General features: G+C 61.2%; 25 protein-coding genes and 1 tRNA gene. 11 read left to right on the plus strand and 15 right to left on the minus strand.

From position 1 onward, the window contains the following. Positions 1 to 42: 42 nt before the first annotated feature. Together B3605_RS23815 and B3605_RS23820 are read left to right on the plus strand one after the other, a co-directional pair. Complete coding sequence (locus B3605_RS23815) at positions 43 to 669, plus strand: ribonuclease D (protein WP_111563060.1); 627 nt, start codon at positions 43 to 45, stop codon at positions 667 to 669. Between the two features lie 229 nt (positions 670 to 898). Then, positions 899 to 2,509 carry a hypothetical protein gene (locus B3605_RS23820; protein ID WP_112944974.1) on the plus strand — a complete coding sequence of 537 codons (1,611 nt, stop codon included), beginning with the start codon at positions 899 to 901 and terminating at the stop codon, positions 2,507 to 2,509. 107 nt (positions 2,510 to 2,616) lie between these two features. On the opposite strand, the gene rpsA is transcribed toward B3605_RS23820, so the two are convergent. The 3 genes from rpsA to B3605_RS23835 form a co-directional block, all read right to left on the minus strand. Then, positions 2,617 to 4,317 carry a 30S ribosomal protein S1 gene (gene rpsA, locus B3605_RS23825; protein ID WP_018899132.1) on the minus strand — a complete coding sequence of 567 codons (1,701 nt, stop codon included), beginning with the start codon at positions 4,315 to 4,317 and terminating at the stop codon, positions 2,617 to 2,619. Positions 4,318 to 4,485: 168 nt separating this feature from the next. Beyond that, on the minus strand, positions 4,486 to 5,136 hold the full coding sequence (cmk, locus tag B3605_RS23830) for a (d)CMP kinase (RefSeq protein WP_112944975.1): 651 nt from the start codon (positions 5,134 to 5,136) through the stop codon (positions 4,486 to 4,488). A gap of 68 nt (positions 5,137 to 5,204) precedes the next feature. After that, on the minus strand, positions 5,205 to 5,855 hold the full coding sequence (locus B3605_RS23835; RefSeq protein ID WP_112945022.1) for an FMN-binding negative transcriptional regulator: 651 nt from the start codon (positions 5,853 to 5,855) through the stop codon (positions 5,205 to 5,207). 258 nt (positions 5,856 to 6,113) lie between these two features. On the opposite strand from B3605_RS23835, the gene B3605_RS23840 reads away from it, so the two are divergent. Both B3605_RS23840 and B3605_RS23845 read left to right on the plus strand, forming a co-directional pair. After that, positions 6,114 to 6,506: a TIGR02300 family protein gene (locus B3605_RS23840; RefSeq protein WP_018899129.1), complete on the plus strand. Its 393-nt coding sequence runs from the start codon at positions 6,114 to 6,116 to the stop codon at positions 6,504 to 6,506. 153 nt (positions 6,507 to 6,659) lie between these two features. Beyond that, positions 6,660 to 6,735: transfer RNA gene (locus B3605_RS23845), tRNA-Ala, on the plus strand. 44 nt (positions 6,736 to 6,779) lie between these two features. Here the strand turns inward: B3605_RS23845 and B3605_RS23850 are convergent. Then, positions 6,780 to 6,917 carry a hypothetical protein gene (locus B3605_RS23850; protein ID WP_162725011.1) on the minus strand — a complete coding sequence of 46 codons (138 nt, stop codon included), beginning with the start codon at positions 6,915 to 6,917 and terminating at the stop codon, positions 6,780 to 6,782. Positions 6,918 to 7,018: 101 nt separating this feature from the next. Then, a complete protein-coding gene (locus B3605_RS23855) occupies positions 7,019 to 7,615 on the minus strand; it encodes a hypothetical protein (RefSeq protein ID WP_112944976.1) in 597 nt (198 codons plus the stop codon). A 119-nt stretch (positions 7,616 to 7,734) separates the two neighbouring features. Between B3605_RS23855 and B3605_RS23860 the strand changes: the two genes are divergently transcribed. Both B3605_RS23860 and B3605_RS23865 read left to right on the plus strand, forming a co-directional pair. Beyond that, a complete protein-coding gene (locus B3605_RS23860) occupies positions 7,735 to 8,454 on the plus strand; it encodes a YoaK family protein (RefSeq protein WP_112944977.1) in 720 nt (239 codons plus the stop codon). A 71-nt stretch (positions 8,455 to 8,525) separates the two neighbouring features. Beyond that, positions 8,526 to 9,311 carry a YdcF family protein gene (locus B3605_RS23865; RefSeq protein WP_112944978.1) on the plus strand — a complete coding sequence of 262 codons (786 nt, stop codon included), beginning with the start codon at positions 8,526 to 8,528 and terminating at the stop codon, positions 9,309 to 9,311. Positions 9,312 to 9,327: 16 nt separating this feature from the next. Here B3605_RS23865 and B3605_RS23870 read toward each other — a convergent pair whose 3' ends face one another. Beyond that, positions 9,328 to 9,810 (minus strand): hypothetical protein, encoded by a 483-nt coding sequence (locus tag B3605_RS23870; RefSeq protein ID WP_112944979.1) that lies wholly within the window; start codon positions 9,808 to 9,810, stop codon positions 9,328 to 9,330. 114 nt (positions 9,811 to 9,924) lie between these two features. Here B3605_RS23870 and B3605_RS23875 point away from each other — a divergent pair, with 114 nt between their 5' ends. Beyond that, positions 9,925 to 10,560, plus strand: coding sequence for a trimeric intracellular cation channel family protein (locus B3605_RS23875; RefSeq protein ID WP_112944980.1), 636 nt, complete (start codon positions 9,925 to 9,927; stop codon positions 10,558 to 10,560). Positions 10,561 to 10,584: 24 nt separating this feature from the next. On the opposite strand, the gene irrA is transcribed toward B3605_RS23875, so the two are convergent. Next, complete coding sequence (irrA, locus tag B3605_RS23880) at positions 10,585 to 11,004, minus strand: iron response transcriptional regulator IrrA (protein WP_026283115.1); 420 nt, start codon at positions 11,002 to 11,004, stop codon at positions 10,585 to 10,587. Between the two features lie 301 nt (positions 11,005 to 11,305). On the opposite strand from irrA, the gene fabA reads away from it, so the two are divergent. The 4 genes from fabA (at position 11,306) to B3605_RS23900 (ending at position 14,332) form a co-directional block, all read left to right on the plus strand. Then, the gene (gene fabA / locus B3605_RS23885) at positions 11,306 to 11,821 is read left to right on the plus strand and encodes a 3-hydroxyacyl-[acyl-carrier-protein] dehydratase FabA (RefSeq protein ID WP_018899123.1); all 516 of its coding nucleotides are present in this window, start codon (positions 11,306 to 11,308) and stop codon (positions 11,819 to 11,821) included. Positions 11,822 to 11,880: 59 nt separating this feature from the next. Next, complete coding sequence (gene fabB, locus B3605_RS23890; protein ID WP_018899122.1) at positions 11,881 to 13,104, plus strand: beta-ketoacyl-ACP synthase I; 1,224 nt, start codon at positions 11,881 to 11,883, stop codon at positions 13,102 to 13,104. Positions 13,105 to 13,108: 4 nt separating this feature from the next. After that, positions 13,109 to 13,915 carry an enoyl-ACP reductase FabI gene (gene fabI / locus B3605_RS23895; protein ID WP_112944981.1) on the plus strand — a complete coding sequence of 269 codons (807 nt, stop codon included), beginning with the start codon at positions 13,109 to 13,111 and terminating at the stop codon, positions 13,913 to 13,915. A gap of 138 nt (positions 13,916 to 14,053) precedes the next feature. Continuing rightward, on the plus strand, positions 14,054 to 14,332 hold the full coding sequence (locus tag B3605_RS23900) for a type II toxin-antitoxin system HicB family antitoxin (protein WP_112944982.1): 279 nt from the start codon (positions 14,054 to 14,056) through the stop codon (positions 14,330 to 14,332). On the opposite strand, the gene B3605_RS25865 is transcribed toward B3605_RS23900, so the two are convergent. From B3605_RS25865 to infB, 8 genes are all read right to left on the minus strand, one after another. Beyond that, a complete protein-coding gene (locus B3605_RS25865; protein WP_409457203.1) occupies positions 14,301 to 14,618 on the minus strand; it encodes a GNAT family N-acetyltransferase in 318 nt (105 codons plus the stop codon). The genes B3605_RS23900 and B3605_RS25865 overlap by 32 nt on opposite strands. A 21-nt stretch (positions 14,619 to 14,639) precedes the next feature. Further along, positions 14,640 to 15,089: a hypothetical protein gene (locus B3605_RS23905; protein WP_296436469.1), complete on the minus strand. Its 450-nt coding sequence runs from the start codon at positions 15,087 to 15,089 to the stop codon at positions 14,640 to 14,642. Positions 15,090 to 15,133: 44 nt separating this feature from the next. Beyond that, positions 15,134 to 16,150 carry a class I SAM-dependent methyltransferase gene (locus B3605_RS23910; protein ID WP_112944983.1) on the minus strand — a complete coding sequence of 339 codons (1,017 nt, stop codon included), beginning with the start codon at positions 16,148 to 16,150 and terminating at the stop codon, positions 15,134 to 15,136. Between the two features lie 75 nt (positions 16,151 to 16,225). Next, on the minus strand, positions 16,226 to 18,364 hold the full coding sequence (pnp, locus tag B3605_RS23915) for a polyribonucleotide nucleotidyltransferase (RefSeq protein WP_111563050.1): 2,139 nt from the start codon (positions 18,362 to 18,364) through the stop codon (positions 16,226 to 16,228). A 328-nt stretch (positions 18,365 to 18,692) separates the two neighbouring features. Next, positions 18,693 to 18,962 carry a 30S ribosomal protein S15 gene (gene rpsO / locus B3605_RS23920; RefSeq protein WP_026283114.1) on the minus strand — a complete coding sequence of 90 codons (270 nt, stop codon included), beginning with the start codon at positions 18,960 to 18,962 and terminating at the stop codon, positions 18,693 to 18,695. A 167-nt stretch (positions 18,963 to 19,129) separates the two neighbouring features. Continuing rightward, positions 19,130 to 20,062 (minus strand): tRNA pseudouridine(55) synthase TruB, encoded by a 933-nt coding sequence (gene truB / locus B3605_RS23925; protein ID WP_112944984.1) that lies wholly within the window; start codon positions 20,060 to 20,062, stop codon positions 19,130 to 19,132. Between the two features lie 12 nt (positions 20,063 to 20,074). Then, positions 20,075 to 20,482: a 30S ribosome-binding factor RbfA gene (gene rbfA / locus B3605_RS23930; protein ID WP_296436482.1), complete on the minus strand. Its 408-nt coding sequence runs from the start codon at positions 20,480 to 20,482 to the stop codon at positions 20,075 to 20,077. Between the two features lie 107 nt (positions 20,483 to 20,589). After that, positions 20,590 to 22,089, minus strand: a 1,500-nt coding sequence (gene infB, locus B3605_RS23935) for a translation initiation factor IF-2 (RefSeq protein ID WP_296436484.1), incomplete at its 5' end; no start/stop codon positions are given.

Below are 22,089 nucleotides of genomic sequence, written 5' to 3' on the forward strand. Positions count from 1 at the left end.
TATATAGCGCCAGACCATCATTACTCAGCGAAAGACGACAGCATGGCCGCGACGATCCGTTACCACGAAGGCGACATTTCCGCCGCCGATGCAGCCCGCTACACCGGCGCGATCGCGATCGATACCGAAACGCTCGGCCTCGTACCGCGCCGCGACCGGCTCTGCGTCGTCCAGCTTTCGCCGGGCGATGGTTCGGCCGACGTGATCCGCATCGCGGCCGGCCAGACGGAGGCGCCGAACCTCGTGGCGCTTCTTTCGGATCCGACGCACGAGAAGATCTTCCACTATGGCCGCTTCGATATCGCCGTGCTCTTCAATGCTTTCGGCGTCACGACGACGCCGGTGTTTTGCACCAAGATCGCCTCGCGCCTCTGCCGCACTTATACGGACCGGCACGGGCTGAAGGACAATCTGAAGGAGATGCTTGAGGTCGATATCTCCAAGACCCAGCAATCCTCCGACTGGGGCGCGGAGACACTGTCGCAGGCGCAGCTCGAATATGCAGCGTCTGATGTGCTCTATCTGCATGCGCTGCGCGACAAGCTCACCCACCGCCTCATTCGCGATGGGCGGTTCGAGCATGCCACTGCCTGCTTCGCCTTCCTCCCCACCCGCGCCAAGCTCGATCTGCTCGGTTGGGACGAGACGGATATTTTCGCGCACAGCTGAGATTGCTTGCCAGCTTCTCACCGTCCAAAGGCTGAGTGTCCCGCCACGCACCGAAAGATTAGTGCTTCGTTAACAGTGAATCACTAGGATGCTCATTAACTTCTGAGCATTCCGTGGCGCGATGCAGCGTCCTCCAGGCACGCGAAACCGCCGGAGAATGCGAACAGCCCGATGAACGCGGCTTTCCTGTAACCTGCTTCAGCGCATTTTACGAAAGAGGAAGCATGCCATGTTGTCTCCGGTTCGTGCAGCGTCAAGCTCAAGCTTTCCCTCGCAGGGCTCCACCTCGGCGCTGAGCGCCAGCGACATCGTGCGCGGTGTCACCGCGGTTGCGCCCGTCAACCAGGTCGAGAGCCCGGACCTGACATCCGGCGCCACCGCCAAGCTCAACATCCTGCTGCTTGCCGTTCGCGCCCGCATGGTCGAGGCGCTGCTCAACGTGCTGACCGCCACCGGCGAGGCGCTTTCGCAGCCGCGCGACGATAACGAGCCGGACCTCGTCTTCGCATCGCGGCTTGCCGACGCGATCCAGAAACTGCCGGCCGCCAAGATCGAAATGATCGAGCGCCAGCTGGCGGCCCAGGGCCACGCCATCCCGCTGCGGCTGCTTGCCGAAGCGCTGCAGAACCCGGCCGGCCCCGCCGCGACGCGCATTGCCGCCTATCTCGAAACCATCGGCACAAGGGATCGCGATCTTGCAACGCGCGCCGTTCTCAAATCCTACAGCCAGAACGACGGTTCGCCGGCGCGCCCGGAACAGCGGCCCGAGATCAGCCTGCATCGCGATACGGTCGCGTCAGCGCCGCGCGCCGCGACGGCAACGTCCGAGAGCGCTGGAGCCAGGAACGCGGCGGCACCGGCTTCAAGCGGGACGATCGGCCACGAAAGCGACGTGATCGCGCAGGCCGCCGTGACCGACGAGGCACCCGCGGCTCCCGTCGCCGAGCGGGCGGAGCCGAAGGCTGCGATGACCGCCGCAAGCCCCACGCTTTCGACCGACGAAGCGGCGGAAGCGCCTGTAGCAACGAAGGCATCCGCTCCCCCTACCGAAGCGGAAGCAACCGAGGTCGCGGCTGAGCCGGCAATCACGCGCGACACCAAGGCCGATCCGATCATCCCCAAGAGCTGGGTCGGCATTCCGGCTTCGCTGTCGAAGGACGAGACCGACATGATCGTGGTCATCATCCGCGATCAGGCGACCGAGACACTGCTCGAGGCGACGGATGTCGAGCCTGCGGTCGATATCGACGTTCTGCTCGACGACACGCTGATCGCCGACACCCCTGATAATCTGAAGCGCCCCGCCGAGCAGATGCTGATGGCGAACGGGCTTGCGAAGCCGATGACAGCGCAAGCAGCCCCCTCTCCGCTAGAGGCTGTGGCGGCACAGGCTGCGGCGCGGCAGCCGACACAGGCGGATACCGACACGCCATCGGCAACGCGGCAGATGATCGACGCGACCTACGCGCCGGTTCTGATGAAGGTCATCGAAGGCGTGCCCTATGCGCCGCAGCCCTACGACTTCGCCAAGGACGAGACCGACGATGCCGGTTCTCGCGAAATGAACCGCGAGGACCACAACGGCAATATCGACCAAGGCGACGAGAACGAAGACGGCGACGAACAGGATGGCGCAGACGAGGCGGAGACGCCTGAGGCGCAGGTGCTTGCAACTGATGACGACGCTGCATTCATGGCCGCGCAGCAATCCGCGATCGCAGCACCCATGCTCGATGACGCGGGAGAGCCTATCCTGATGTTGCCGGGTCCCGGCCTGCCGATGGCGCCGGCAAGCGATGAGGCCTATGCGCGCTACCGGCGCATGGTTGGCTGGGAATAGCTCGGCCCGGAACGGGCGCGAGCCGCAACGACCAATCCTTCAAAACAAAGAACCCGCCGGAGCGATCCGGCGGGTTCTCTTTTTCTTCAAGCCTTGAAGGCTGGCGATTATTCGCCGCGGTTCTTCAGAGCCGCGCCGAGGATGTCGCCGAGCGAAGCGCCAGAGTCGGACGAACCGAACTGAGCAACGGCTTCCTTCTCTTCAGCGATTTCCAGAGCCTTGATCGAAAGCATGACCTTGCGGTCCTTCTTCGAGAAGTTGGTGACGCGAGCGTCAACCGTCTGGCCAACCGAGAAGCGCTCCGGACGCTGGTCGTCGCGATCGCGAGCGAGGTCAGCGCGGCGGATGAACGAGGTGATGTCTTCGTGGTCCACGAGCTTCACTTCGATGCCACCGTCGTTGACGGCGATGACTTCAGCCGAAACAACAGCGTTCTTGCGCAGGTCGCCGGAAGCGGCGGCTTCGCCGACCGAGTCCTTGCCGAGCTGCTTGATGCCGAGCGAGATGCGCTCCTTTTCGACGTCTACATCGAGAACGACAGCCTTAACGACATCGCCCTTGTTGTATTCTTCGATGACCTGTTCGCCCGGACGGTTCCAGTCGAGGTCAGAGAGGTGCACCATGCCGTCAACATCGCCGTCGAGGCCGATGAACAGGCCGAATTCGGTCTTGTTCTTGACTTCGCCTTCGACTTCAGTGCCAGCCGGATGGTTGCGAGCGAATGCCGCCCACGGATTTTCCAGCGTCTGCTTGAGGCCGAGCGAAATACGACGCTTGGACGGATCGACTTCGAGAACGACGACTTCGACTTCCTGGCTCGTGGACAGGATCTTGCCGGGGTGTACGTTCTTCTTGGTCCAGGACATTTCCGAGATGTGGATCAGGCCTTCGATGCCCGGCTCCAGCTCGACGAACGCACCGTAGTCGGTGATGTTCGTGACGGTACCGGAGATCTTCTTGCCTTCCGGATACTTGGCCTGGATGCCATCCCACGGATCCGACTCGAGCTGCTTCATGCCGAGCGAGATGCGGTGGGTTTCCTGGTTGATGCGGATGATCTGAACCTTGACCTGCTGGCCAATGGACAGGATTTCCGACGGATGGTTCACACGGCGCCATGCCATGTCGGTGACGTGCAGCAGGCCGTCGATGCCGCCGAGGTCAACGAACGCACCGTAATCGGTGATGTTCTTGACGACGCCGTCAACAACCTGGCCTTCTTCGAGGTTCTGAACGATTTCAGAACGCTGCTCGGCACGGGATTCTTCCAGAACCGTACGACGCGATACGACGATGTTGCCGCGACGCTTGTCCATCTTGAGGATTTCGAAGGGCTGCGGGTTGTGCATCAGCGGGGTAACGTCGCGGATCGGACGGATGTCGACCTGCGAACGCGGCAGGAAGGCGATGGCACCGTCGAGGTCAACCGTGAAGCCGCCCTTGACCTGGTTGAAGATAACGCCTTCAACGCGCTCACCAGCTTCGAACTTGGCTTCGAGCTTGACCCAGCTCTCTTCGCGGCGAGCCTTTTCGCGCGACAGAACAGCTTCGCCGAGAGCGTTTTCGATGCGCTCAACGTAAACTTCGACTTCGTCGCCGACCTTGAGCGTGCCGTCCTTGGCCTTGGCGCCGAATTCCTTGAGCAGAATGCGACCTTCGACCTTGAGGCCAACGTCGACAACGGCGGAGTCCTTCTCGATTGCCGTTACGATACCCTTGGTTACATAGCCTTCAGCCAGATCGTTCTTGGCAAAGGATTCTTCCAGAAGGGCCGCGAAATCTTCGCGAGAGGGAGTAGCTACTGACATGAAATCTCCTGCGTGTCCGAATCTTTGGACACGTATGCGCCGGTTGGTTCGTGTTGAATGAGCCTGATCCCCGTCCGCCCTCTCATCGAAGGCAATCCGGCGCTTGGACGGAATTTCAGGCTGTCGTTCAAGGCGGTCAGGGCAAAGCCTGGCGGAACGCCTCAAATCCTAGTTTCTGTTCAAGGCGGCATCGATGACCGATTTCGCGGCTTGAAACGCGGCTTCTATACTCATTTCCGACGTATCAAGCAAGTGCGCGTCTTCGGCTGGTTTCAAAGGGCTGTCGGCCCGTCCCATGTCGCGTTCGTCGCGTCGCTTGACGTCTTCGAAAATCGCCGCGAAATCGGCAGCGATCCCCTTGGCCTTGATCTCGTCGAAACGGCGCCTCGCGCGCACTTGCGCCGATGCCGTCACATAAAGCTTCACCGGCGCCTCAGGGCAGACCACCGTTCCGATGTCGCGCCCATCAAGCACCGTGCCCGGCGTACGCTGCGAAAACCTGCGCTGCGCCTCGACCAGCGCACGGCGCACCGACGGCATCACCGCGATCTTCGAGGCGGCTTCGCCGATCTCGTGCTTCGACAGGATATCGCGATCGAGGCCGGCGAGTTCAACCTCGCGGGCGATTTTTTCGGCCGTCGCCTCGTCATCCAGCGCCAGGCCGGCATCGAGCAGCGCCTTGGCGGTGGCGCGGTAGGTCAGCCCGGTGTCGAGGTGGTGGAAGCCATAGGTCTCGGCGATGCGACGCGACAGCGTGCCCTTGCCGGCCGCAGCCGGTCCATCGATGGCGATGACAAAATGGTCTGAACTGGTCGGCATGCTCGTCTTTCTATCCCGCCCGATCGTCCCGGGCCATTGCTGTCGGCCAAATTCGATCGGCCGGTGTCTCAATTATTTCCGGCTTCAGGCAAGCCGCCATAGCGGCGCACGAGATCCGTCATCTCGTCCTGACCTGCCGTTTCGCCGAGCCCTGCCGCGACCCCTTCGCGGTCGGCGATCGGCCGGTTCTGGCTGACCTTCCACTTGCCCTCGATGGCGGTGATCTCGATTTCCACGCCGACGATGCCCTTCATCTGCGCCTTCACATAGGCATCCGGCGCATCGCTGACGGCCCAAGGCTTTTCACGCGGCGTCTCGTGTTGCGTGGTCAGCGCGGTGATCTGAGCGAGCAACCAATCGGCGTCGTCGATGACGCGGGCGGTGCCGCGCACCTGCACCACGGCGTAGTTCCAGGTCGGCACCACCTTGCCGGTCTCGCGCTTGGTCTCGTACCAGGAGGGCGTGACATAGCTGTCGGCGCCCTGGAAGACGGCAAGCAGCTCGGCGCCATCTGCGAGATCGCGCCATTGCGGATTGGCCTTGGCCAGATGCAGCCGGAGCGTTCCCTTCTCGGACGCCGCCGCATCGAGAAGAAAAGGCACGGAATTGGCCATCAGGCCGGAGGCGCCGGTCGTGATCAAAAGGCCGAGCGGATGCGCCTTGATCAGCGCGTGCTGAACGCCGAGATCGTCTTCCCTGAAATGCGGTGGCTGATACATGTCGCCCATCCGTCTTGCCGCCGGAACCGGCCGGCGTCATGTTGCCCATCGAGTATTCGCGGCTCACTAGCACAAAGCAAAGGCCCGGTCATCTGCCGCGCAGGCGCGCGCTTGCGTTGGCGATACGTGAAGTTAGGCTTTGACATGGCGGCCCGCAACGATTATGGGGACCGGCTTATAAATTCCGAACAGAACGCCGGTTTCAACGGCATTTGCCGAACTCAGGTTCGGCCATTCTCACGATCACGAGGCTCAACAGTGGCGAAAGCTGAACTTGGAACCAAGCGTACCGATCCGGAAACCGGCAAGAAATTCTACGACCTGAACCGGAACCCGATCGTTTCTCCTTACACGGGCAAGACCTACCCGCTCTCCTTCTTCGTCGAAAGCTCGGCTGCGGCCGCTGCTGAAGCCGCGCAGGAAGAGGAAGAAGTGGCCGAAGTCGATACCGAAAGCACGGAAGTCGAACTGGTCTCGCTCGAAGACGCAGACGGCGATGCATCCGGCGACGATATCCCTGACATGGGCGACGACGACGTCGAAATCGAAGGCGATGACGACGACGATACCTTCCTCGAAGCCGACGAAGACGACGACGATGACGACATGAGCGACATCATCGGCGTGACCGGCGACGAAGAAGACGTCTGATTTCGAACAAGGATCGGCCCGGGCGAGAAAAATTCACCGGGCCGTTTTTTTTGGCTTGCCATCTGCGAAAACCGCACGTATTAAGCCGCCACTTCCCGAGGACAAGCGCTTCGCGAAGCATCCCAGGCCCGGCACAAACCGGTCCACCCTGATGGGGCTATAGCTCAGCTGGGAGAGCGCTTGCATGGCATGCAAGAGGTCAGCGGTTCGATCCCGCTTAGCTCCACCAAGTTTTTCTCCACACGTGATTGACCTGATCAAGGGCAAAGAAGCCTACCAAAGTCCGATGATCTTGACGGCACCTGCAGCGATTGATGCTAGCGCAAGATAGGTTACCGCAAGTTTTCCGGACGCGGCGACTTCGATCAAGCCGATCAGCTTAATACGCAAAAATTGTTCATTCGATTTCATAAAAGCGCTTCCCAACCATAGATGACATGATCGGCTTAAACGCACGGATATCACAGAAAAAGACAGTCTGATTTGATGTGACGAAAACCTATCACATCAAATCAGCGCTGGTTTGCCGTGATGGAGAAACTATCCACGAACATAGACATAAATTGCTCCGGCGATACCTGCGACCTAACGGCGTCGTAAAGAGCCATAAGCGGATTTTCCGACTTGTTGGTGGCTTTGACCAAACGGTTTTCGAGCGTCCTTTTGTCAAAGCTACTCCATCGGCTTGCAAACCTGGACGAGGTTGCCAGTATCGAACATGCTTCGCTATCCGAACGGTTTTTCTCGCTTTTTAGTAGCGTCACATCAGCGAGCAGTTCAGTGTATTTTATCGCATCCCATATCTTCTGGCGCCCTTTTTGGCGGCGCGTGGATACGTTCTTGACCTTAAAGCCGGGAACAAATTCCATTGCCATCTTCAAAGAAAGCAGCACGTATGCGCTGTGATCGTTGGGTGTTGGATCTATCTCGTAATGCTTGAGCAGATCACCTAGTTTCTCCACGCTCTCGTGCAGGGCGCGCCCGATTTCTTCCTTGTTATGTTTGTCAATTTCAGCACGGCCCTCGGGCGTGTCTGTTAACAGCGTGACACTACGAGTTTTTATAAGAATGGGGTCTGCCAAAGACCCTTCGAATTTTTTCGCGGGCATGTGCTGTCCTTTGTAGGGTTTAGTGGCGTGCCTACTTAGAAAGCATGCTGTTTGCTTTCAAAGATCGGCGAATCTAAGCTAACCTCATTTGATACAAACATACTCGGCCTCATTCATCCATGACACGACAGAGACGACGGCGGATCATTCATACCAGGCGCACCGCGACCGGGCTTGCACTCGCCGGAGCGATCTCGTTCTTGGCGGGGATGACGGATGCGACCGGGTTGGTGCTGAGCGGCGATTTCGTGTCGTTCATGACCGGGAATACGACGCGCGCCGCACTTTCGCTTGGAGCAGGCAATTTCGGGCATGCGGCCGTGCTGATTGCGGCGATCACCGTCTTCGTGCTCAGCAATGCCGCCGGGATCGTGCTTGCGCATTTCGCGGAGCGGCGGGTTTTCGTGGTGCTTGGCTGCGTCGGGCTGATGCTGGCAGGCGCCTCGCTGATGAGCGAGCCCGGCCTTGCGCTGCCCCGTTTCTATTTGATCGTCGCCTCCATGGGGATGGTGAACGCTGCGGTGGAGCATATCGAGGGGTTGCCGATCGGGCTCACCTATGTGACCGGGGCGCTGTCACGTTTCGGGCGCGGCATCGGCCGCTTTCTGATCAGCGATCGGCGGCTCGACTGGACGATCCAGATCGTACCCTGGCTCGGCATGCTGCTCGGCGCCATAGTCGGCGCGCTGCTGACGCAGGTTGCGGGTGCCTCAGCGCTTTGGGTGGTCGCCGCCTTCGCGATGTTGATCGCGCTGGCCGCTCTGCTGATCCCGAAGCCGCTGCAGCGGCGGTTCAACCAGTCGGCTGCCACGCGCGCGTCGGTCCAGCGCGCGAAGTGATCGTCGCACCATCGTCAGCGCGAATCAGCTAGACGTCGTTCCAGAACCGATGCAGGAACGGAGGCCCCCGCGTGTTTGTCTTCTCGAAACTCGTCTGGATTTTCGGCCAGCCCCTGTCGCTGGCTTTCCTGCTTGTCCTCGTCGCACTGATTGCGGGACTGATCCGCTTTCGCATCATCGGCCTGCTCGCGGCCGCCTGCGCTGCGCTGGTGCTCTTCCTCACGCTCTATACGACATCAGGCAATTATCTGTTGCAAGGGCTGGAGGATCGTTTCGCCAAGCCGCAGGATCCGGCTGAGCTCACATGCATGATCGTGCTTGGCGGCGGCTTCGAAAACGAGGTCAATACGTCCAGGCACGGGATCGAGATGAATGCCGGCGGAGACCGGTTCATCGAGACGCTGAGGCTGGCGCAGAAATATCCGCAGTCGCGGATTCTCGTCTCGGGCGGCGATGGGTCGATGTCTGGTGTCTACGAGGGCGATGCGGTCATGGCGGAGCGGTTCTTCCCGCTGTTCGGCGTGGCGAAGGAGCGGCTGGTCCAGGAGACGACCTCGCGGACCACCTTTGAAAACGCCATCAACACCAAGGACCTGCTCGCGAGCCAGGGGCTTTCCAACTGCCTGCTGATAACCTCGGGCTATCACATGCCGCGCTCGGTCGGGATCTTCCGCAAACTCGGGATCGACGTGACGCCATGGCCGACGGATTACCGTACAGACGGCCACGAGCACCTGGCGCTCGATTTCACCCAGCCAAACCGGAACGCGCAGAACATGACGACGGCGATCCGCGAATGGTTCGGCCTCGTCGGATATTACTTCGCCGGGCGCACCTCGGAGCTCTATCCGCGCTGAGCCCGGCCGTTCTCGGTTACTTCTTGGAGATGGTGACGAACTTGGTGCCGCGCACGCGGGTGGTGATGACGCAGGGATCTGTCTTCGGATCGCTGTCGGGACGGTCGCAGAAGCGCGGATGCATCTTCATGGCCAGCACCTTGTTGCCGAAGCGCTGCACGAAATCGTAGCCATAGGTCTTGGCGGTGGCGATCATGAAATAGCCGCCCTCGGCGACCTGCAGATAGAAATTGTAGACGCAGCCATCCTCGTCGCACTGCGGGCCCTTGGTGCCGTCGCAGGTCATTTCGCCCTCGTTGACGACGACGTCGACCAACCCGTCATTGTTGATGTCCTGATGGGTGACGAAGCCGTCGGAGAACTCGACCTCGGTGCATTGCTGCTTGAAATGATCCTTCTCGTAAATCTCAGGATCGGGAAGCAGCGACTGCTGGGCGTAGGCCGCGGTGGATACGGCCAGGGCCGCAACGAGGTTCAAGGCGATCAGCAGCGTTTTCACAGGTTCTCTTTTCGTCGGATAAGGACGGCATTGGTTCGCGAGTTTGGCTGATCCGCCTTGCGCCGCCCTTGCGGCCATGATTATTCGAGGGAAAGATCGCCATTGGAGCACGCGATGTCGCCATTCGTCTATCTCGACTATGCCGGCGTTGCCCTGTTTGCGGCAACGGGTGCGCTTGCCGCTTCGCGCAAGCAGCTCGATCTGATCGGCTTCCTGTTCTTCGCGGTCATCACGGGCATCGGCGGCGGCACGGTGCGCGACATCGTCCTGGGTCGTGTGCCGGTCTTCTGGGTTCTGAACCCCACCTATATCCTGGTCTGCTGTGCCGCCGGCGTTTTGGTGTTCTTCACCGCGCATATGGTGGAATCGCGCTACCGGCTGCTGATCTGGCTCGATGCCGTCGGGCTGTCGGCCTATTGCGCCATGGGCGCGGCAAAAGGGCTGGCCGCCACCGGCTCGCCGACCATCGCGATCGTCACTGGCATGCTGACGGCGACCTTCGGCGGCGTGTTGCGCGATCTTGTCGCCAACGAGCCCTCGGTGTTGCTGAGGCCGGAGATCTACATCAGCGCGGCGCTGGTCGGCGCGGCGATCTTCACCGGCGCCAATGAATTCGGGCTGCCGCTTTATGCAGCATCGGCCGCAGGCGTGCTTGCGGCATTCGCGGTGCGCGGCGGCGCGCTTTACTACGGCTGGACGTTTCCGACATACAAGGCAAAGCCCGGGCGGCATCCTGACGATGTAATGTGAAAATCGATCTGGATCAGGTGCTGATCAGGAGCGCTTGGGACGCAAGCGGATCACCACGTCGACATGGGCGATTTCCATGCCCTCCGGCGGCTCCGGCAGATTGTCGATGGTGAGGTTGCTGACTGGAATATCGAGCACATCGTTGTCGCCTTCCACGAAGAAGTGGTGGTGATCGGAGACATTGGTGTCGAAGTAGGTCTTGGCGCTTTCGACCGCGAGAACGCGGATCATGCCGGCTTCCGTGAACTGATGCAGCGTGTTGTAGACGGTGGCGAGCGATACAGGCACGCCGGCGACAACAGCCTCTTCGTGCAGTTCCTCGACGGTCAGGTGGCGATCGCCCTTTGCAAAGAGCAGGTCGCCGAGCGCGACGCGCTGGCGCGTCGGCCTGAGGCCAGCGCCCCGCAACCTTGCTTCAATGGTAAGAGGGGCTTCAGCCGCCATCAACAACTCCCGCTAATCTAGCGTCTCGCAATCATGTTTCTATTAGCCATATAACTTTTGCACGAATGGCTTTCAATAGTTTCAATGGGGACAACAGGTGCCAAAGCGCCGCGAAATCGGGCTTTTCGCGTAATTAGTGCTGGTCGGGGGCTTGGCCTTCCTGTATGCGACCACCAAATAAGGCGCGCAGCCGGTCCTTGGACGTGGGTGAAGCTCAGTCATGCTTATGCTTCATTTTCCGTCGAACTTGGATTAAACGTTCACATCCATCAGCTTAGTTGCGGGGGGAATTAGAGTTTTCATGGCGACGAAACAATCCAGCTTCAACTATGAGGAAATCCTGGCATGCGGCCGCGGCGAGCTTTTCGGCCCCGGCAACGCGCAGCTTCCTCTGCCGCCAATGCTCATGGTTCACCGCATCACCGACATCTCCGAAACCGGCGGCGCCTTCGACAAGGGCTATATCCGCGCGGAATACGATGTGAAGCCTGACGATTGGTATTTCCCCTGCCACTTCCAGGGCAACCCGATCATGCCGGGCTGCCTCGGCCTCGACGGCATGTGGCAGCTGACCGGCTTCTTCCTCGGCTGGCTCGGCGAGCCCGGTCGCGGCATGGCGCTGTCTACGGGTGAAGTGAAGTTCAAGGGCATGATCCGCCCGACCACGAAGCTGCTTGAATACGGCATCGACTTCAAGCGCGTCATGCGCGGCCGCCTGGTGCTCGGCACCGCCGACGGCTGGCTGAAGGCCGATGGCGAAACCATCTACCAGGCCTCCGACCTGCGCGTCGGCCTGTCCAAGGACAAAGACGCCTGATTGCACCGGGCATCCGTGCCCGGTTTTCCAAGTTAGAAAAAACGAAAAGGTCGAAACACATGAGACGGGTAGTTGTCACGGGTCTGGGCGTCGTTTCCTCGATCGGCAATGACGCCGCCGAGGTCACCGCTTCGCTGCGCGATGCCAAGTCCGGCATTTCCTTTTCCAACGATTTCGCCGAGCACGGCTTCAAGTGCCAGGTCTGGGGTCGCCCTTCGCTCGATCCGACGGACCTGGTTGATCGCCGCGCCATGCGCTTCCTGTCGCAGGGCGGTGCGTGGAACCACGTCGCGATGAAGCAGGCGCTCGCCGATTCCGGTCTTGAGGAAAAGGACTACAGCGAAAACGAACGCACCGGCATCATCATGGGCTCGGGCGGTCCTTCGACGCGCACGCTGATCGAAGCCGCCGAGATCACCATCAAGAACAACAGCCCGAAGCGCATCGGCCCGTTCGCCGTGCCGAAGGCGATGTCTTCGACGGCCTCGGCCACGCTCGCCACCTGGTTCAAGATCCACGGCGTCAACTACTCGATCTCGTCTGCCTGCTCGACGTCGGCGCATTGCATCGGCAACGCGGCGGAAATGATCCAGTGGGGCAAGCAGGACATCATGTTCGCCGGCGGCCACGAAGATCTCGACTGGACGATGTCGAACCTGTTCGACGCCATGGGCGCCATGTCTTCGAAGTACAACGACACGCCAGAGACGGCCTCGCGCGCTTATGACGCGACCCGCGACGGCTTCGTGATCGCCGGCGGCGCCGGCGTTCTGGTTCTCGAAGAGCTGGAACACGCCAAGGCCCGCGGCGCCAAGATCTACGCCGAAATCGTCGGCTACGGCGCCACCTCCGACGGCTACGACATGGTCGCTCCGTCGGGCGAAGGCGCGATCCGCTGCATGCGCCAGGCGCTCTCGACGGTGAAGGGCGATGTCGACTACGTCAACACGCACGGCACCTCGACGCCCGTCGGCGACAGCAAGGAAATCGGCGCGATCCGCGAAGTGTTCGGCAACAAGATCCCGCACATCCAGTCCACGAAGTCGCTGACCGGCCACTCGCTGGGCGCTGCCGGCGTGCAGGAATCGATCTATTCGCTGTTGATGATGCAGGCTGGTTTCATCGGCGAAAGCGCTCATATCACCGAGCTCGACCCCGAGTTCGACGGCGTGCCGATCGTGCGCAAGCGCATCGACGATGCCAAGATCGACATCGCGCTTTCCAACTCCTTCGGCTTCGGCGGCACCAACGCCACGCTCGTCTTCCAGCGCTACAACGGATAATAACATGACGGGAATCATGCAGGGTAAGCGCGGGCTTATCATGGGTGTCGCGAACAACCACTCCATCGCCTGGGGCATTTCCAAGGCGCTGGCGGCACAGGGCGCGGAACTTGCCTTCACCTACCAGGGCGATGCGCTGGGCAAGCGCGTCAAGCCGCTTGCCGCCGAAGTCGGCTCCGACTTCGTGCTGCCATGTGACGTCGAGGATATCGCTTCCGTCGACGCCACTGTGGACGCGATCGAGGAACGCTGGGGCACGCTCGATTTCGTCGTGCACGCAATCGGCTTTTCCGACAAGAACGAGCTCAAGGGCCTCTACGCCGACACCACGCGCGAGAATTTCAGCCGCACGATGGTGATCTCCTGTTTCTCGTTCACCGAGATCGCCAAGCGTTTGGCGCCTTTGATGAACGAAGGCGGCTCGATGCTGACGCTGACCTATAACGGCTCGACGCGCGTCATCCCGAACTACAACGTCATGGGCGTCGCCAAGGCCGCTCTCGAGGCCTCCGTGCGCTACCTGGCGGCCGATTACGGCCCACGCGGCATTCGCGTCAACGCGATCTCCGCCGGCCCGATCCGCACGCTCGCCGGCGCCGGCATTTCGGACGCCCGCGCCATCCTGTCATGGAACCAGCAGAACTCGCCGCTGCGCAAGACCGTGACGATCGATCACGTCGGCAACTCGGCGCTCTACCTGCTCTCCGACATGGCGGCAGGCGTGACCGGCGAAATCCACTTCGTCGACGCCGGCTTCAACATCACCTCGATGCCGGCGCTCGATACGCTGCGCAAGGCCGACGGCGAGTAAGCGGCAGCCAGCCAGAACCGAATGCAAGGCCATGCGCATTATATTGCGCATGGCCTTTTTCGTTTTCGATACTATTCTGCGGACCCGCAGATCAACACAGGCCCAGCCTTCGAGGCTGGGCGAGTAGGGAAAGCGATGATGAGATATTTCTTCGCGCTCGTGCACAAGGAGCCGGATAGCGCCTTCGGAGTCAGTTTTCCCGATCTGCCGTCTGTGTTTTCGGCAGCAGACGTCGGGGATCATCTGACCGCCAATGCGATCGAAGCTTTGCGGCTGTCGGCGGAAGACGAGGCTTTGCCGATACCGTCGTCCTTCGACGAGATCAGCGCACGTCCCGAGGTGCGGAGTGAGCTTGCGTCAGGCGCCTTCCTGGCGCGGATTCCGGTCAGGTGCGTGGCAAGCGCAGGTGGTGCGTAAGCGTCATGAAGCATTGCATGCCAAGCTTCTCGGCAACGCGAATTGATGCGCTGTTGTCGGCGCTGACTTGATAGCGCGGGAGCATGTTTCTCTTGGCAAGTTCGGCCAGGGCCGTGCGGACGACTTTGCCCGCGAGACCTTCGCCCCTCGAATTCTCGGCGGTATAGACGCCGCCAATCTCCCAGACCGCCCCATAGTTCCGGAAGACGAAGCAAAGCGATTGCGGCCGGTCCTGGTCACCGAGGATGCAGACAAAAGCCTCACCGGCATCGAGGAGGGTTTGCAGCCAGCTGCGGTCGTGCCCTTGCTAGTCAAGCGTGTCGAGAACGGCGTTTCCAGCTGCGACGGTGACAGCCACGTCGATATCGCGCTCGACGCTGCCCTGCCCGGTGTAAGATAGATAGCAGGCTCTCTGTTCTGTTGCGTAGCGCGTTGAAATGAGCCGTCGGTCGGCATCATTGGCCACCTTGAACACGACGCCGATATTTTCTGGCACGTGCTCGAGAAGCCGTTCTGTAAGGGCGGGAGCGTCGCTTGAGACGAAAGCGACCCAATCCGCCTCGGGATAGACGTCCCGATCATAGGGGCTGGCGGAGACCTTGAGGAGTACGAGAGATCCCGATCCCGTGCAATCCGAGACGCGATGCGCAATGGTATCTTCGGGGAAGAGCGAAAGCTGCTTCAGCAGAACGATATTACGCAGAAGCTGCCGCTCAAGGTGGACGGCAGTCTCATGATGACGCTCTAAAGCGGGCAAGGTGACCTCGGACGCGACGATGCGGATCGAGATACCCCTAGGCCTTATTTCTTCGCCCACAAGACCTTGAAGCGGGCGTTGCGGCAGGTTTCGCCGCTTTCGCGGAAGCTCGCCGCCAGTACCGGCTCGTAGGGCAGGCCGCGGTTGGCGACCAGCAGGAGACGGCCGCCGGAGCGGAGCGAGGATGCCGCCGTCTTGATCATTGCCTGGCCGAGCGCCGGCTCGGCGGCGTGGCTTTCGTGGAAGGGCGGGTTCATGATGATCAGGTCGTACTTGTCCTTGACCGGCTCGCCCGCCAGATCGTGCCAGAAGAAGCGTGCCGGTACATTCGGGCAGTTCTCCTCGATGTTGGCCTTGGCGGCCTCCAGCGCGGCGTAATTCGCCTCGTAGAGGTCGAGGCGGCTGACACCGGGGGAGCGTTCCGCCATTTCGACAGAGAGATAACCCCAACCGGCGCCGAAATCGGCGACGTCGCCGGTGAAATCGACTGGCAAGCGCGAGGCCAGCAGTTCCGAGCCATCGTCGATGCGGTCGTGCGAGAACATGCCGGCGGCAGCCTCGAAGCGGCCGTCGACGCGCACAGCCGGCTTGGCGAACTTGGCGATGATTTCGGACGGATCGGCGGGCGCGCCGAACCAGAAAGCAACGCCGTGGTATTTCGGCATGTGCTCGAGCGACAGGCCGAAGGCTTCCATGCGCTTGCGCAGCGGCTGGATACCGTCTTCCTTGCCGCCGGCGACGACGACGAGGCCGCCCATCTTCACGCGGGTGAGTGCTTCGGCGATATTCGCCTCGTTCTCGCCCTTGTGCTTGTTGCAGAGAACCAGAACGGCATCGTAGTCCTCGCCTTCGACCTCAGGCGTGGTTTCGATGCGCTGGGCGATGAGCTGGCGGTACAGCGGACGGAAGCCCTGTACGGCGCTCAGCGCGGCGGCAAAGCCCTGCGGCAGGGCGAAGCCAGCCTCGGCGCCGAGGAAGAGCACGCGCTCGCCCTCGCCGGGCGCCTCGACGGTGCCGCTTACAAAGGGGTGGAACAGTGTCTTCAGCGTCTCGCTGCTCATCGTTTTATCTCGATCCTGAATAGAAAAAGGGCGCGAGAAGATTCCCGCGCCCATGAAGTCTTCGGAAGGCGCAGCTTACTCGGCTGCTTCTTCCTTCTTCTTGTCGGCAGGGATTTCCTGGCCGGTTGCCTGGTCGACAACCTTCATCGACAGGCGGACCTTGCCGCGCTCGTCGAAGCCGAGGAGCTTGACCCAAACCTTCTGGCCTTCCTTGACGACGTCCTGGGTCTTGGCAACACGCTCGGAAGCGAGCTGCGAGATATGGACGAGGCCGTCGCGGGCGCCGAAGAAGTTGACGAAGGCGCCGAAGTCGGCGGTCTTTACAACCGTACCTTCGTAGATCACGCCGATTTCAGGCTCGGCAACGATCGAGTGGATCCACTTGCGGGCCGCTTCGATTTCCTTGCCCGAGGAAGATGCGATCTTCACGGTGCCGTCGTCTTCGATGTTGATCTTCGCGCCGGTCTTTTCGACGATTTCGCGGATGACCTTGCCGCCGGAGCCGATGACTTCACGGATCTTGTCGACCGGGATGTTCATGACTTCGATGCGCGGAGCGAATTCGCCGAGCTGCGAACGGCCTTCGGAGATCGCCTTCGACATTTCGCCGAGGATGTGCGTGCGACCGCCCTGTGCCTGGCCGAGAGCGACCTTCATGATCTCTTCGGTGATACCGGCGATCTTGATGTCCATCTGCAGCGAGGTGATGCCGTCGGCAGTACCTGCAACCTTGAAGTCCATGTCGCCGAGGTGGTCTTCGTCGCCGAGGATGTCGGAGAGAACGGCGAAGCGGTCACCTTCGAGGATCAGGCCCATGGCGATACCGGCAACCGGCTTAGCCAAAGGAACGCCTGCGTCCATCAAAGCGAGCGAGGTGCCGCAGACGGTTGCCATCGAGGACGAGCCGTTGGACTCGGTGATCTCAGAGACGACGCGCAGCGTGTAGGGGAACTGTTCAGCCGAAGGAAGCATCGGGCGGATAGCGCGCCATGCGAGCTTGCCGTGACCGATTTCGCGACGGCCAGGCGAACCCATGCGGCCGGTTTCGCCAACGGAGTAGGGAGGGAAGTTGTAATGGAGCAGGAAGCGCTCCTTGTACATGCCCGTGAGCGAGTCAACGTACTGTTCGTCTTCGCCGGTGCCGAGCGTGGCAACGACGATCGCCTGCGTTTCACCGCGGGTGAAGAGAGCAGAACCGTGGGTGCGCGGCAGGAGGCCGACTTCCGATACGATCGGGCGAACGGTCTCGAGGTCGCGGCCGTCGATGCGGCTCTTGGTGTCGAGGATGTTCCAACGAACGATCTTGGCCTGCAGGTGCTTGAAGATCGCGCCGATGACTTCGGCGGTGTACTTCGGCTCTTCGCCCTCAGGGAAGAAGTGCGCCTTGACCTTCGCCTTGACGGCGTCGACGGCAGCGTAGCGTTCAGCCTTCTGCGTGTTCTTGTAGGCGGTGCGCAGCTCGGCTTCGAAGTGCTTCAGCATTTCGGCTTCGAGTTCGGAGAAGTCTTCCGGCTGGAAGTCGCGCGGCTCCTTGGCAGCCACTTCGGCGAGCTTGATGATCGCGTCGAGAACCGGCTGGAAGCCCTTATGGCCGAACATGACGGCGCCGAGCATGACTTCTTCGTTCAGTTCCTTGGCTTCGGATTCAACCATCAGAACGGCGTCGTGCGTACCGGCGACAACGAGGTCGAGGATCGACTCGTCCATCTCGTCGAGATGCGGGTTCAGGACGTATTCGCCGTTGATGTAGCCGACGCGTGCGCCGCCGACCGGGCCCATGAAGGGAACGCCAGAGAGCGTCAGAGCAGCCGAAGCGGCAACCATCGACAGAACGTCCGGGTTGTTTTCCAGATCGTGCTGGACAACGGTGACGACGACCTGCGTGTCGTTCTTGTAGCCTTCAGGGAAGAGCGGGCGGATCGGGCGGTCGATCAGGCGCGAAACCAGCGTTTCGTTTTCCGACGGACGGCCTTCGCGCTTGAAATAGCCGCCGGGGATCTTGCCGGCTGCGTAGGTCTTTTCCTGGTAGTTGACGGTCAGCGGAAAGAAGTCCTGGCCAGGCTTCGGCGCCTTGGCGGAAACGACGGTGGCGAGAACCACGGTTTCGCCGTAGGTCGCGAGAACGGCGCCGTCAGCCTGACGGGCGATCTTGCCGGTTTCGAGCTTCAGCGGGCGGCCTGCCCACTCGATTTCCACGGAATGAGTGTCGAACATATGTCTTGTCCTTCAATGCGGAGGCGCGCCATTGGCCCTGAGGCACGGCGCAGACGACCGCAATTGTTGATGACGCATCATGGGCAAGACAACGGGAGGCTTTGCGGTCTCGATTTCCTCGTCGAGAAAATCGGGCCAAGGTGTGCGCCTTGGCCGAAAGCATCCGGCAATCCTGCCCCATGACAGGTCAACGGTTGGTTTTGCGGATCCGGCCCATCCGGGTCCGCGGGCAGTCCCGCAAACGCCTGCGGCGTCTTGCGGTGTCGGAGAAACGTTCCCCGGAAACAAATGCGGCGGGCGTCCATAAGGAGCGCCCGCCGGCAAAGCCTTAGCGGCGGATACCCAGGCTGGTGATCAGCTTGGTGTAACGGCCTTCGTTCTTCTTCTTGAGGTAGTCAAGAAGCGAGCGGCGGCTGGAAACCATCGTCAGCAGGCCACGGCGGGAATGGTTATCCTTCTTGTGGCCCTTGAAGTGTTCCGTGAGGTTGTTGATGCGCTCGGTGAGGATCGCAACCTGAACTTCGGGCGAACCGGTGTCGCCTTCGAACGTTGCGTATTCCTTGATAAGTGCCGTCTTGCGCTCAGCAGTAATCGACATCGGATGTTCCTTTCGATGAGAGGAGATAAGGTCGCCAAAAGCCGGGATGTCGTCCAGCTTTGGCCGCGAATGCATTCAAGCAATGCCTGATGCTGGCGCTGCCTATAAACCATTCAGGCAGCAAAGGGAAGAGGCGTGCCCGGCGCGTCGGCGCCGGGTTCAAAACATCAGCCGAAGACGCGCTTGGGGCGGAACTCGCCCTGGCCGATTTCGCCGATGGCGATCAGCTTGCCGCGGGCCGTGGCATAGGCTTCGCTTTCTTCCACCGGCGCATCGCGGCCGCGCACCAGGATGGGGTTGCCCATCTTCAGGCGGTGGGCCTGGTCGTCGTTGACGATCAGATGCGGCAGTGAGGAGAGCGCTTCGCTGGTGTCGATCAGAAGCGCATCGAGTGCCGCCAGGCGTTCTTCGTCATCCTGAATGTCTTCCAGTGCGACGAGCTCGGCGAGCGGGATCATCGTATCCTCGGCAAACGGTGCAACGAAGCTGCGGCGCAGGCCGGAGATGTGGCCGAAGCAGCCGAGATCACGGCCGAAATCGCGAGCGAGCGCGCGGACATAGGTGCCCTTGCCGCACTCGACTTCGAAGTGCGCGGTGTTCTCATTCTCGCATTCGAGCAGCGTCAGGCGATAGATCTCGACCTCACGCGACGGGATTTCGACCGTCTCACCCTCGCGGGCAAGGTCATAGGCGCGCTCGCCGGCGATCTTGATCGCGGAGAACTGCGGCGGGACCTGGCTGATCACGCCGGTGTAATTCGGCAGCAACGCCAGGATCTCGTCTTCCGTCGGACGCTTGTCGGAGCTCTCGATAACCTCGCCCTCGAGATCATCGGTCGAGCGCTGTTCGCCCCAGGTCACGGTGAATTCGTAGATCTTGCGGCCGTCCATGACGTAGGGAACGGTCTTGGTCGCGTCGCCAAGCGCGATCGGCAGCATGCCCGAAGCCAGCGGATCGAGCGTACCGGCGTGGCCGCATTTCTGCGCCTTGAACAGCCACTTGATCTTGGAGACGGCTTCGGTCGAGCCGAAGTCGACGGGCTTGTCAAGGATAAGCCAGCCCGAGATCGGGCGGCCTTTGGGCTTGCGTGGTTTGGACATAAGGCTCTTCTGTTACTTTTCGTCGGTATCGCCGTCCTCAAGGTCGCGCATGACCTCGGGCGAGCGCAGCAGCTCGTCGATCTTCTTGTAATTGTCGAAGCTCGTATCGTCGCGGAAGCGGATCTCGGGCATGAATTTCATCTGCCGGAGATGCGGGCCGAGACGGCCGCGGATGAATTTGGCGTGGTGGTTGAGCGCCGTGATGACCGTCTCGTGATCCGACACGCCGAGCGGCGTGATGAAGGCGGTCGCGACCTTGAGGTCGGTCGACATGCGCACTTCGGACACGGAAATGACGGTCTTTTCCAGGAGGTCGTCGCGCACTTCGCCGCGCTGCAGGACCTGGGTGATCGCGGCGCGCACCTGCTCGCCGACGCGCAGCATGCGCTGCGACTGTGCTGTCGAGGTTTTTGTTGCCATTGTTCTTTGCCTCAAAAATCTGGGGCCTCAAAAGTCCGGGGCCTCAAAAGGTTCGGGCGCCGGCCTCATATGATCCGGCGCCCGTCCACAACTCTAGTCTCGCACGATCAGAGCGTACGGGTGATATGCTCGACGCGGAAGCATTCGATGACATCGCCCGCGCGGATGTCTTCGTAGTTCTCGAAGGCCATACCGCATTCCTGACCGACCGGAACTTCCGAGACTTCGTCCTTGAAGCGCTTGAGCGTCTTGAGCTTGCCTTCGTGGATGACAACGTTGTCGCGGATGAGGCGGACGCCAGCACCACGTTCGACCTTGCCTTCGGTAACGCGGCAACCCGCGACCTTGCCGGTCTTGGTGATGTTGAACACCTCGAGGATCTCGGCATTGCCGAGGAAGGTTTCGCGGCGCTCCGGCGTGAGCAGACCCGACATCGCTGCCTTAACGTCATCCACCAGATCGTAGATGATGTTGTAGTAGCGGATCTCGATACCTGCGCGTTCAGCAGCGACACGCGCCTGTGCGTTGGCACGAACGTTGAAGCCGATGATCGCGGCGTCGGAGGATTCGGCAAGCGCCAGATCCGATTCGGTGATGGCACCGGCGCCCGAATGGACGATACGGGCCCGCACTTCGTCGGTGCCGAGCTTGTCGAGAGCACCGATGATCGCTTCGATGGAACCCTGCACGTCGCCCTTGATGAGCAGCGGGAATTCCTTGAAGCCGGTGTTCTGCAGCTTGCTCATCATCTGTTCGAGCGAACCGCGCTGGCCGGTCTGGCGGGCAACCGCCTTGTCGCGGGCCAGACGCTGGCGATATTCGGAAATCTCGCGCGCACGGCTCTCGTTTTCGACGACGGCGAACTTGTCACCCGCAGCAGGCGTGCCGGACAGGCCGAGCACTTCGACCGGCATGGCCGGACCCGCTTCCTTGACGTGGTCGCCCTTGTCGGTGACGAGCGCGCGAACGCGGCCCCACTGATCGCCGGCAACGATGATCTGGCCGGGCTTCAGCGTGCCCTTCTGGACGAGGACGGTCGCAACCGCACCACGACCACGGTCGAGCTGGGCTTCGATGACGATACCTTCGGCAGTACGCGTCGGGTCGGCCTTGAGGTCGAGGATTTCGGCCTGCAGCAGAACGGCTTCGAGCAGCTTGTCGAGGTTGGTCTTGTTCTTCGCCGACACTTCGACGTCGAGCACTTCACCGCCGAGCGATTCAACGAAGACTTCGTGCTGCAGAAGCTGCTGACGGACCTTGTCCGGGTTGGCTTCGTGCTTGTCGATCTTGTTGATCGCCACGATGATCGGAACACCAGCCGCCTTGGCGTGGCTGATGGATTCGATCGTCTGCGGCATGACGCTGTCGTCGGCCGCGACCACGAGGATCGCGATGTCGGTTGCCTGCGCACCACGGGCACGCATGGCCGTGAAGGCGGCGTGGCCGGGGGTGTCGATGAAGGTGATCTTCTGGCCGTTCTGTTCGACCTGATAGGCACCGATGTGCTGGGTGATGCCACCGGCTTCGCCCGAGACGACGTTTGCCTGACGGATGGCGTCGAGCAGCGAGGTCTTGCCGTGGTCGACGTGACCCATGATGGTGACGAC

This window comes from Rhizobium sp. UBA1881, assembly GCF_002338015.1.
In the GTDB taxonomy this organism is placed as follows: domain Bacteria; phylum Pseudomonadota; class Alphaproteobacteria; order Rhizobiales; family Rhizobiaceae; genus Rhizobium.

What these genes read in the sequence shown, in the direction of transcription:
- B3605_RS23815 (WP_111563060.1), top strand. Translation starts at nt 43, where the DNA reads ATGGCCGCGACGATCCGTTACCACGAAGGCGACATTTCCGCCGCCGAT.
- B3605_RS23820 (WP_112944974.1), top strand. Translation starts at nt 899, where the DNA reads ATGTTGTCTCCGGTTCGTGCAGCGTCAAGCTCAAGCTTTCCCTCGCAG.
- rpsA (WP_018899132.1), bottom strand. Translation starts at nt 4,317, where the DNA reads ATGTCAGTAGCTACTCCCTCTCGCGAAGATTTCGCGGCCCTTCTGGAA.
- cmk (WP_112944975.1), bottom strand. Translation starts at nt 5,136, where the DNA reads ATGCCGACCAGTTCAGACCATTTTGTCATCGCCATCGATGGACCGGCT.
- B3605_RS23835 (WP_112945022.1), bottom strand. Translation starts at nt 5,855, where the DNA reads ATGTATCAGCCACCGCATTTCAGGGAAGACGATCTCGGCGTTCAGCAC.
- B3605_RS23850 (WP_162725011.1), bottom strand. Translation starts at nt 6,917, where the DNA reads ATGAAATCGAATGAACAATTTTTGCGTATTAAGCTGATCGGCTTGATC.
- B3605_RS23855 (WP_112944976.1), bottom strand. Translation starts at nt 7,615, where the DNA reads ATGCCCGCGAAAAAATTCGAAGGGTCTTTGGCAGACCCCATTCTTATA.
- B3605_RS23860 (WP_112944977.1), top strand. Translation starts at nt 7,735, where the DNA reads ATGACACGACAGAGACGACGGCGGATCATTCATACCAGGCGCACCGCG.
- B3605_RS23875 (WP_112944980.1), top strand. Translation starts at nt 9,925, where the DNA reads ATGTCGCCATTCGTCTATCTCGACTATGCCGGCGTTGCCCTGTTTGCG.
- irrA (WP_026283115.1), bottom strand. Translation starts at nt 11,004, where the DNA reads ATGGCGGCTGAAGCCCCTCTTACCATTGAAGCAAGGTTGCGGGGCGCT.
- fabA (WP_018899123.1), top strand. Translation starts at nt 11,306, where the DNA reads ATGGCGACGAAACAATCCAGCTTCAACTATGAGGAAATCCTGGCATGC.
- fabB (WP_018899122.1), top strand. Translation starts at nt 11,881, where the DNA reads ATGAGACGGGTAGTTGTCACGGGTCTGGGCGTCGTTTCCTCGATCGGC.
- fabI (WP_112944981.1), top strand. Translation starts at nt 13,109, where the DNA reads ATGACGGGAATCATGCAGGGTAAGCGCGGGCTTATCATGGGTGTCGCG.
- B3605_RS23900 (WP_112944982.1), top strand. Translation starts at nt 14,054, where the DNA reads ATGAGATATTTCTTCGCGCTCGTGCACAAGGAGCCGGATAGCGCCTTC.
- B3605_RS23910 (WP_112944983.1), bottom strand. Translation starts at nt 16,150, where the DNA reads ATGAGCAGCGAGACGCTGAAGACACTGTTCCACCCCTTTGTAAGCGGC.
- pnp (WP_111563050.1), bottom strand. Translation starts at nt 18,364, where the DNA reads ATGTTCGACACTCATTCCGTGGAAATCGAGTGGGCAGGCCGCCCGCTG.
- rpsO (WP_026283114.1), bottom strand. Translation starts at nt 18,962, where the DNA reads ATGTCGATTACTGCTGAGCGCAAGACGGCACTTATCAAGGAATACGCA.
- truB (WP_112944984.1), bottom strand. Translation starts at nt 20,062, where the DNA reads ATGTCCAAACCACGCAAGCCCAAAGGCCGCCCGATCTCGGGCTGGCTT.
- rbfA (WP_296436482.1), bottom strand. Translation starts at nt 20,482, where the DNA reads ATGGCAACAAAAACCTCGACAGCACAGTCGCAGCGCATGCTGCGCGTC.